The organism is Blastocatellia bacterium (genome assembly GCA_035275065.1).
GTDB lineage: Bacteria > Acidobacteriota > Blastocatellia > UBA7656 > UBA7656 > DATENM01.
This window is the reverse complement of record DATENM010000125.1, coordinates 1-9,788: the sequence shown is the minus strand read 5'-3', so window position 1 is coordinate 9,788 and position 9,788 is coordinate 1. Positions and strand designations below refer to the sequence as shown.

The 9,788-nt window shown below is 51.9% G+C and carries 12 protein-coding genes; 1 reads left to right on the top strand and 11 read right to left on the bottom strand.

Annotation, left to right across the window (positions count from 1 at the left end; translation table 11 throughout):
* Positions 1–284: transposase (locus VJ464_24130; GenBank protein ID HKQ08236.1), on the top strand; the 284-nt coding region annotated here is incomplete at its 5' end.
* Between the two features lie 186 nt (positions 285–470).
* On the opposite strand, the gene VJ464_24125 is transcribed toward VJ464_24130, so the two are convergent.
* The 11 genes from VJ464_24125 to VJ464_24075 all read right to left on the bottom strand — a co-directional run bounded on the left by VJ464_24125 (position 471) and on the right by VJ464_24075 (position 8,776).
* On the bottom strand, positions 471–1,379 hold the full coding sequence (locus VJ464_24125; GenBank protein ID HKQ08235.1) for a toll/interleukin-1 receptor domain-containing protein: 909 nt from the start codon (positions 1,377–1,379) through the stop codon (positions 471–473).
* A 127-nt stretch (positions 1,380–1,506) separates the two neighbouring features.
* On the bottom strand, positions 1,507–1,893 hold the full coding sequence (locus VJ464_24120) for a type II toxin-antitoxin system VapC family toxin (protein HKQ08234.1): 387 nt from the start codon (positions 1,891–1,893) through the stop codon (positions 1,507–1,509).
* The gene (locus VJ464_24115) at positions 1,890–2,126 is read right to left on the bottom strand and encodes a toxin-antitoxin (TA) system antitoxin (protein ID HKQ08233.1); all 237 of its coding nucleotides are present in this window, start codon (positions 2,124–2,126) and stop codon (positions 1,890–1,892) included. The genes VJ464_24120 and VJ464_24115 overlap by 4 nt, the downstream gene beginning before the upstream one ends.
* 157 nt (positions 2,127–2,283) lie before the next feature.
* The gene (locus VJ464_24110) at positions 2,284–2,985 is read right to left on the bottom strand and encodes a Type 1 glutamine amidotransferase-like domain-containing protein (GenBank protein HKQ08232.1); all 702 of its coding nucleotides are present in this window, start codon (positions 2,983–2,985) and stop codon (positions 2,284–2,286) included.
* Between the two features lie 185 nt (positions 2,986–3,170).
* A complete protein-coding gene (locus VJ464_24105) occupies positions 3,171–3,581 on the bottom strand; it encodes a type II toxin-antitoxin system VapC family toxin (GenBank protein ID HKQ08231.1) in 411 nt (136 codons plus the stop codon).
* Entirely contained in the window at positions 3,578–3,820 is a 243-nt protein-coding gene (locus tag VJ464_24100) for an antitoxin family protein (GenBank protein ID HKQ08230.1), read from the bottom strand. The genes VJ464_24105 and VJ464_24100 overlap by 4 nt, the downstream gene beginning before the upstream one ends.
* Positions 3,821–4,374: 554 nt before the next feature.
* On the bottom strand, positions 4,375–4,848 hold the full coding sequence (locus VJ464_24095; GenBank protein HKQ08229.1) for a hypothetical protein: 474 nt from the start codon (positions 4,846–4,848) through the stop codon (positions 4,375–4,377).
* Between the two features lie 1,039 nt (positions 4,849–5,887).
* Positions 5,888–6,067, bottom strand: a complete 180-nt coding sequence (locus tag VJ464_24090; GenBank protein HKQ08228.1) for a hypothetical protein — start codon at positions 6,065–6,067, stop codon at positions 5,888–5,890.
* Positions 6,068–6,193: 126 nt separating this feature from the next.
* The gene (locus VJ464_24085; protein ID HKQ08227.1) at positions 6,194–7,084 is read right to left on the bottom strand and encodes a cupin domain-containing protein; all 891 of its coding nucleotides are present in this window, start codon (positions 7,082–7,084) and stop codon (positions 6,194–6,196) included.
* A gap of 134 nt (positions 7,085–7,218) precedes the next feature.
* Entirely contained in the window at positions 7,219–7,761 is a 543-nt protein-coding gene (locus tag VJ464_24080) for an SLATT domain-containing protein (GenBank protein HKQ08226.1), read from the bottom strand.
* A gap of 163 nt (positions 7,762–7,924) precedes the next feature.
* Positions 7,925–8,776 carry a hypothetical protein gene (locus VJ464_24075; protein ID HKQ08225.1) on the bottom strand — a complete coding sequence of 284 codons (852 nt, stop codon included), beginning with the start codon at positions 8,774–8,776 and terminating at the stop codon, positions 7,925–7,927.
* Positions 8,777–9,788 lie beyond the last annotated feature (1,012 nt).

Genomic DNA, 9,788 nt, shown 5'->3' with positions numbered 1-9,788 from the left:
TCATTCCACCCCGCAAAGGCGCTCAACTCTGGCAAGACGACTACCTCAAAGACCGCAACCGCAACTTGCGCGGTGTCCGCCGGCAAGGTCTTGCCGGCTGGAAGCGGGGCAGTGGTTATCACACTCGCTCGCTAGTCGAGATCGCCTTCTTCCGCCTCAAGACGATCTTCTCAGATAGGCTACGCTCGCGCCGGGATGACAATCAGACGACAGAAGCGATGATCAGGTGTGTGGCTTTGAATCGGATGACCAGCCTGGGCATGCCAGACAGCTATCGAATCTGAAGCAAAGCCAGCATTGAGGCGCTAGCCTGCTTACGCTTCTGATTTATTCAACAAAGCCTGCGTTTTAAGCAGAGGAGAGCTTCTCTTTCTTACTGCCTGCACCTTTTAATCTTCTGCCCCTACTGCCGCTTACCTCTTACGCCCACTGCTTAACTTTTTTTGTCATTCGGCTTCCTTTGTTTTTGCTCAGGTCTGGTTTGCTTTCGAAGCTTCCACGAGTTTATGTATCTTGTCGGATAGTTCCCCGTCATCTATTTCTTTTCGCCGGGTGAGCATTGTAAAACCTTCCATGTCATTCAACAATTGAAAACAGTCACCCTCTTTAGACAAGAATAAGGGTGAAAGGTCTCGGATCGGATCTGGAATATGACTTTGATCGGCCCCCCTAGCCAAAAGAGGACAAGTCCAGACCTGTTGCCCCCAGGCAGAGCCCAGCTCAAAAGCCACGTAACTTGATGCAAGCGTATCGGTGGTCAAAATTCCGAATACCACTTCAGCATCGGTTATCTCATCTCGAAGACGATTTGACGTGTTCTCGCCAACTGGGAGCCGGTATGGTCGCACTGAGGTACAGCGGATGTCATGCCTGTCAATATTAAAATAGGTCTTAATACATTCGATCAAGGCTCTGACTATCTCTTCATCCTTATGTCGATGACTGATAAATATCTTCGGCCTCCCCTGCTTCCGAAGATTACGATACTCAAGGTGTTTCTTGATGGAGCTATCGAGTTTCTCAGAGAGGGTCCTGAGAGTCATTGGGTCTGTATTAGGTATATACTCGATTCTCAAATCTTGAATGAATGGCGGTGTCTCTACATTACCAATTACAACAGGGAGCAGGCTGAGCTTAGGCGTGGCTCGGACAACCCCTACCTCAGCGGGAACGAATTGGGACTTGTGCGTGTTTTCCGTCCAAAGCACCAGAACGACGTCCGAGGACAAGAGGGCTCCCATGAGTTGATCTCGCCATGCTGCTCCGATAGGGAGTTCTTGATCGAATCTAACTTTGTGTCCTTTTTCCTCTAGCAGAGGAACCAGATCATTTACGATATGTTTGTCTTCACTCTTATAGGAAACGTAGATGGTAGCCATTTCACTCTCCTTAATTTTAGTAGCACCTAACGCTCGCGTTCAGCGGGGCCGTGAACGGCATTGAAAGTATGTTTAAGAACTATGCTGCACGGCCTCCGCTGCAACGCCTTGTTAGACGCACTTTCAATTACCACAAGAGCTGCACATTGTAGCTTGAGAATGCAGGGTCTACACTCACCAGTGTCGCCCCCTCTATGTTTGCTTGAGCTATCAACAATCGATCAAACGGATCTTTATGATGTGCGGGTAGATTGTTCAAGCTGAGGACGTGAGCCAGTTTTACCGGTAAAACCTGCATGCTGTTTGCCTGTTGCTGTGTTTTAATCAACTCTTCTATCGGACGGTTAATCTTTAGCTTCCCCAATTGCATCTTAATCTGCATCTCCCACACGCTGACTACACTCAGGATCAGCATATTGCTACTATCCTGGCACGCGGCGGCCACCTTTTCGGAGAGTTTTTCCGGCTCATTCGCCCACCAGATGAAGGTATGGGTATCAAGAAGCAGCTTCATACTGCTCCTGTCCAGAATGCTTCAGGTAGGGGATCGTCGAAGTCTTCGCTGGTCCAGATTTCGCCCCGATTTAGTCCAGGCGTGCGAAATTGCTTCGACTCTGAAATAGGGATTAGACGGGCTAAAGGCCTGTCGTCTTCAGTAAGGATTATTTCATTACCTTCGAGAGCCAAAGACACAAGTTCTGAAAGAGTCGCCTTCTCATCATGTATATCTACCGTTTTGCTGCTCATAGAGGAATTCTATTATGGGCCTATCAGAATGCAAGTGGAACAGAACGCCTGTGCGTCTAACGCTCGACATTACCGGGCCGCCGAGTGGCAAGGGCTGATCCACGGGAACGGCGCGGCGGCGGCTCCGGTGCATGTCCTTGTTAGACGCGGTCGCACGTCATTCAAGGTATTTCCCCTCTCCCCATTGCATCGGAAGTCGTAAACTACTGCTGATCAGTCCTTCTCTTATTGAGAATTCGCTCAAAGGGTATCGAATGGCCTCGATGCTTCCGTCTGGGAAATAGATTAGGCCCCCTCCTGTTGGTAGGCCTATGCCCGCCGCAGAACCATTCAGCAATTCTATCGCTTCTCGAAGACTTTCCCATGCCTGCCCCTCTTCATGCGCGCCGATCATAAAAGGAACTAACTTGAACGTTTCGATCAGTTGATTCCGTGAGTCTGTTTGCACCAATCCGAATGAGCCAAGTTGTACAGCGCCAGCGGAGATGCCTATCAAGATTGCTCCCTCATAGTACCTTTTGACGATTAATGCGGCTAATCCAGTCTCACTAAATACCCTCCAGCCCCTGCCAACATCGCCTCCGGCTAAGACAATGACATCGGCCTCGTTCATGAATGATTCATCAACGGGTGTAAAAGATGAAGGGATCATTCGACGGTCGCGGATCCCGATGCTATCCATAGCGGCCTCAAAAATTGAATAGAATTGAGGTTCATCCCCGTTGGAAGCTCCGATATATGCAGCCCTTGGCGCCACAGGCACGATCCGCTCTCTCACCGTGTTAAGAAAGGGCGTCCCCTTGTGGGACCAAAATAGAAGTTGGCTATCAGCAAAAAGGTAAATGGGGCGCAAAGGCATATCCATAATCAATAGCTTATAAAAGTTGGTATCTGCTGACCTTAATCCACGCAACGGATATGAGAGTTCCGCGTCTAACGCTCGCGTTCAGCGGGGCCGCGAACGACATAGAAAATATCCATGAGAAATTCGCTGCGCGGCCTCCGCTGCAACGCCTTGTTAGATGCGGCTTGAAATGCGGAGACTTATTTATGCCAATTCTCTACGTGTAACCCAGTGATTCGCCTAAAATGATCTTCGTTATTGGTTACGACGCCAAAGCCATTCACTAACGCTGTCGCTGCAATCAGAATGTCCGCATCTCCGATTAGCTCGCCTCGCTTGTATAAATCCGCATAGATTGCTGCTGCCTGCACTATCACCTCATCGGTTATTGATAGAATCTCGTTCTTCTCGCAGAATTGCTCAAACCTCGCTTCCTGTTGAGATGCTCCTTTTGCCCTCAGGCCGCGGAGTATCTCGTAGCGCGTTATAATTGAGATAGTGAGCTGGCCATACTGAACCAAGTATGCCCTGGACTTTGCAATGACATCAGGGTTCCTCCGCATCAATGTAGAGAGAATATCCGTATCGAGAATGACTTGGGATAAGCTCATAGAGCATGTCTATCGGGGAAGAAGTCTCTTCGGTCTAATGCGATACGCTCAATCTCATCGATCTCTTTATCCGAGAGGCCATCGAATACCTGTGTCGCTAAGTCAATCAAGTCCTCTTGTGCTTCGGCAGGAGCTTCTACAATCAATTTGACGCGCTGGCCCTGTACAAAGGGTAGGGCCGGGTTATTTACTGGTTTGAAGCTTCCGTTTTCGAAAACCGCATCTATAGTTTGCCTCATGACGAACTCTGATTACCTCCTTTCAATCCATTGTCCGCGCCCGCTGAGGAGTTTGCAAGCATCTAACGACAGCGTTCAGCGGGGTCGCGAACGGCACTCAAAGAAACCATAAGAACTGCGCTCCACGGCCTTCGCTGCAACGCCTTGTTAGACGCCTTTGTGCGGCAGAGCCACTTTCCCGCAGGTTACTACAATTGTGGCTTAGCTCGTGATCTTATTATATGAATCTTACGCTTATCAATTATGCGAATGCCGGGAAGCTTCGTCGCATCATTGCCTATAATCCTCAACGCTGGTTGATAGATCTGCTTTAAACGGCCCTCTTGAATATCTGAGGTTGAGAGGCTGTCAATCGATCTCAACCACTCCTTTACGGTAATTGATTGGGGCAGAGCCTTGGCTGCATAGTAGCTAATGACACCCCGATCAACTAAATGGCTATTTTCAGTGAAACGATAATTATTTGCTCTGCACATTAGTTCGGCACCTTCGGGCGCTTTCATTATTACGGCAACGGCATTAGCAGGCACACGGCCGGCAAGAAGGTTAGTATGTCAGTTATCTGGCAAAATGATGAAACTCACCTTTGACGGTACATTAAGAGCCTTAAAAACTTCATCCCAGAAGACCGCGATATTGCTGGAGTATTCAGGGTCACTGGCCAATAACAATCCTGGGCGAGCATCAGAGGCTGTGGCCCCCGAATAATAGCCGTGCCCCCCAAAGTATAAGAAAACTTCTCCATCTTTCCATTGGGCGATTCGCCTATGGACCTCTTCAAAAAGTGCTAAAAGAGACTGACGGTTGAGTTGTCCCTCAAGTACGATGCTCTCCTTTGCGGAGTATCCTCGCTGGCTTAATGCGTCACTAACTGCCAGGAGGTCGTTATGCATAGCCGTTTCACCTGGCCAGGGCGCGGCAATGAGAATGGCGAGGCGGTGGGCCTTCACACGGCGAGCCGCAGAGATATCTGAGACGAATGACAGAGAGAGGGCAGTTAATAGAATGGCTTGTGTTAAAAGGCTCATATATCGATCCTCAAAGAGGCCACAGGCCCATTGCAATCACGTTCAGGCGTCTAACGAACACGCATCACCGGGCCGCCGAACGGCATTGCGGAAACGACGTGTACCGCGCTGCGGCGGCTCCGGTGCATGTCGTTGTTAGACCGCCTTGGCTAGCCTCTAGGCTGCCCGCCAGCTTTCCCGCTTTGCCTCGCCACCCTCGTACACGGTCCCCCTAGCCTCTGCCACCTTCAGTTCAAACACGGTGTATCTCTCCTGTGGTGCGTATCCGATCCGCCTTGCCTGCTCAAATGCTTCCTGCCTCGCCTGCCTACCACTGACCTCAAGCGCACTCCCCAAGAGGAGGAACTCTCCTTGCCCCCCGCCGTTGTCCTCCACCCCGCAATGCATGGCGTAGCGCGCATCCCGGCGCAGGTCATGTCCTTTAGGAGAAGTCGGCTCCATGTAGACGAACAGCCTGCAAGGCGTATCGTGGCCAGATAGGCAATGCGGCCTTCTAGCCGCCGTTGGCCGAAAGCCGCCAAGTCTGGGGCATCGGTGAGGAATTGCGACCAAGAGACCATTCTAGCGAATCCCTTTTGACCAAGTAAGTTATTCGTGAGGCGGTCTAACGCCTGCGTTCAGCGGGGCCGTGAGCGGCATTGAAAGGATGCATGAGAACCGCGCGGCGCGGCCTTCGCTGCAACGCCTTGTTAGACCGACTTGCGGTTACGCACCAACATCATGTTCATATATTCCGCCCGACATCCCGCTTTACGCCTCGACCACCTTAACTTTCGTATTCCTCCGCAGGTAAGCAGCCACCTCTCGAAAGAAGTCACTCTTAAACAGGTCGATATACCAATCTTGCGGCGCAAGCAAACGTCCTACAGTTAAATCTCTATCCTCGACGCGAAAGATGAGCCTCGATCTTCCCTTACAAGGGTAAACCCTACTCCCGTCTGACACAATGGGCATCTCGTATCCTCATCCTGGCCGCCGTTTTCATCGAATGGTTCTTGCAATGCCTTCAGTTCACTTGATTTAGAGTTGGTATTGGCCTTCAATTTCGTTTGCCTCGAATCATTCTGATGGTTGTCCAAATCGTGTAATAAACTGCAACCAAGATGCCGAAGAGTACAATTCCAATCCAAAAGATACGGCCCAGATCAAGGCCAAGCAAGGCTCCGACAATGATGAATAGGAGCGAGATAATAATTCCTTTCGCTTGATACTTACTCATTCCTCTGGTTACTCCAAACGCCGATTATTACGCCAGAGGTCTAACCGCCCGCGTTTACCGGGGCCACGAACGGCAATAAAAGGAACCACTCGAACGGCGCTTCGTGGCCTCCGTTGCAACGCCTTGTTAGGTTTTCTTTCGTCCTTCTGTCTTTGTCTTTCTGCCTTTGGTTCGTTGTCTTTCCGCGTTTGTTTCCAACGCTGTCACGGGGGTGGTTTTCAAATCAAATCGCAGCCATTCCATTGGCGCATCACCTAGGTTTTCAAACCTCTCCCGCTGTCCGCCTGCAAGCCACATGTTTTGCCCCAGCGTTGTTTGGTTAGCGCCGCTTTTGGTTCGCAGACGCGCCACAGACAAGCTCACCAGTAACGCTGGTGCAGACGCGCTGGTAGCGACTTCAAGACGCTTGTGCGGCGCACAGATCAGGCGCGTGACGCGCAGTTGTTCATTCTCGAATTGCACCTTGCAGTAATTCTCACCTGCAGGAGACGGCTCCCGATAATAACGACCCTGCAATGCTGTTCTGCCGATTGGTTCGGTCTTGAATTCGACCCGCAAAAAATCGCTCGGCGTATCGTTGGGATTGTTCACTTCGTGAACTTCGTTGACGGCGGCCGTGGGCGAGATGCGGAAGCTCCCGGCTTTCGTCGCCGGGCGCGTCAATTCTGGGTGTTCCCAGTCTTTGTGCCGGAAGATGACTGGGCCGCTGTCATTCAGATAGACATAGACGCAAGGCCATTTCGTATGCGCGTGCGGCGGCAGTTTTTCGTGCGGCTCGTAATGCACGCGAATCACGCGCACCCATTCATTTTCAAATTGAAGTTTGTAGGCCCAGGGTGCGGTTTGTGTCGCTTCTTGAGCCAACGCATTGGCGGTAAAAAATAGCGCGAGCAGCACAACAGCAACGATGCTGCACGCGTTGTGCGACCAATCTTCTAGTTGGACTTGCATGCATTTGGGGGGGGTTGTCTTTGTTCTTTTATCTCTCTGCCTTTTGTCTTTCTTTCTCAGCTTCATCTACCGCAACCTCTTGTTGTAATCACGAAAACCTAACGCCGGACATTACCGGGCCGCCGAACGGCATTGCGGGTATTCATGGGAACTGCGCCCGGCGGCTCCGGTGCATGTCGTTGTTATGTGGCGCTGTCGGATTATTGCTTCTTGCTACCCTGTCCTGCTTCCAGTATATGGAATACCCGTTTATGTTCATTCCGCTTGAGTTCTATGTAAGTCCTGTCGCGAATTTTCTGCGGGACCTCGGGCGAGGATTTTGCCAAAGAATCCATTTGATCTCTTATGTCTGTTAACGTTTGTATTAACTTCTCCTTTTCCTCTGGCTGAAACGTCTTAATCATTTCTAATTGCCTCCTGATAGCCGAATAACTGGCGGCGGTCACTCGATGTCTTTCTGCTCGTTCGGATAACCCCAAAAAGGTCTGTAGGGTTGCCAAGACAGACGCAAGTATACTCACAAGGCCCACCAGGATTTTGATGTCGCCTACGCTTTGTTTATCAAGGGAAGCAAACACTGCTGTCCCAACCAAGCTGGTCAATATCATCGTCGGTATTCCGAGATAGTAATGTAGGCGGCTAAAATAATGGGAGGCGTCATAGTGCATATGTTGGCTCTCACGAACTCTTCGGAACCAGTCAGCCAAAAGCAAGTCTGAAGTTGCGGATGTAATTTCTTCCATTAGTGCCTCCGAATCTCGATTCAGGTTGATTGGTTATATCCTGGCTTAAGATCAGCCGCTATAGGGGACGCCTTTGCGACACATAACGCCCGTGTTCAGCGGGGCCGCGAACCTCACAAGCACCCATGAGAATTGCGCGCGCGGCCTCCGCTGCAACGCCTTGTTATGTGGCGTTGTCGGATAGTACGTTTTTATATTTTAGGCGCACTTTCTTATGGCGCTCGGAAAGTCGAGAGTGATCTAGAGGGTCAATCAGGTCTACTAGGTGCACGATTAGCCTCTTCATACGAATCAGCCTGAAATCCTTACCAAGCTGTAGGTCTGCAAGGAACCGCGTTGCGATTTGAATCCACTGCGATTTGCCTACAGAAGGACTCGCCGCAAAAAATTGTGAGAATTCCCCATATCCAAGAACGACTCTTCCATTTGTCCCCGTACTGATCATAGGTTCTCCGATGGCGCGTTGTTCCTCTCGAAATATCAACGCATCACACCACTTGTCCCAATCAGGCGCATTATTTAGATGGCCATCTGCCAAATCGCCTCTTATACCCCGAATCGCATCTTCGACGCGCTGATTAATGGTATTACGGCCATCGTAAAGAAAGACCACATCTTGACGGAAAAGTTCTATCCAGCCTAGGAAAGCGCACAGACGGTAAGCGGAACTTTGAAATTTATATCTGTTGTAGTACGGGTCAACTGCTGAACTTCGGGCCGGCAGCTGGGGCTTGTCCTTGAGTAGTTCAGATTTAAGGAAATTTGTAGGGTAGTCTTTACATATTTCTTCCAGTCTATTGGAGAGTTCCATAGCTGCCAGCAGAATGGGGTCTTTGTATTTGCGGTAAAAAGTCTCAAGAGAACGTTTAGATTTCCAATCCTCAAATGAGCGCGCGAAAAACCACTCCTTTAGGAACAAGGCAATTAAAGTCCCTGTAGTTGTGACCAATGCACCAACGACCGTAAGACCGAGGAATTCTTTGAGACTAATCTGCGCCAACTGATTCAAATCCATATTAGCTTATCCATCGATAGCCACATAACGCCCGCGTTCAGCGGGGCCGTGAGCGGCATTCCGCTACCGATGACTACCGCACTCACGGCCTCCGCTGCAACGCCTTGTTGGGCACCGCCCCTAACCTTTAGCCTTGCCTGCCTCTTACCCCATCCACCCTTGCTCCCCTCCACGGCGACCACTTCTCCCGGCCGCCAGCATCTGCCACCCGCACCCTCTGGCCGCTCCATCCCGCCCCGCTGCGGCCACCAGCCTGCTGCTGTCTTTACACAACCGCTTCGCCTCCGCCTCGCTCATTTGCTGAGTCCGCAGGGCATCGTTAGCCAACCCGCCCTGGGCTCAATAAGCTAGCGCGCGGTGGCCGGCAGTGGCCTGATGACCTTGCTGCGCCGCGCCCTAGCGTTTGCCTCGGGGCTATCGCTGCGGCGCTTGCCGTTGCCTTTGGCGATAGTTGCGGGGATGAATTGCGCACCGAACCAAGTCCCTGGGGCGATCTGTTTCGCTTATCAGCGATTGCGGGAAAGGCGCCCAACGCTCGCGTTCAGCGGGGCCGTGAGCGGCATTCCGCTACCGATGACTACCGCATTCACGGCCTCCGCTGCAACGCCTTGTTGGGCGACGCTCGCTGCCCTCGTCTATTACCAAGCGGTCACGTCACTCGCCGCCAAGCAACCCCAGCGCCCCCTGCCCCAGGCTCGCCTCCCGCACCACTGATGACCTGCCCTCCCGCCGCCTTCGCCACCCGTCCCGGCTCACCACACTCGCTTGCGGCGCGACACTCGCAACCCTCGCCTCACACCCCATGCAACAGGACACTGGCTCGTGGCGGCGCCGAGCGCCGGCGCGATGATGCCGCGCCTCGTGGGCGAGTTTGGCCGGCACTCATCGGCGCTTCGCCTGGCGATGGCCGCCAGGATCGGGCGCGGTTGAATAAGAAACGAAAGCGTAGCGAGCTCATCGTGTGGCCAGCACCATCACGCTTGTCAGCGGCGGCGGGAAAGGCGCCCAACGC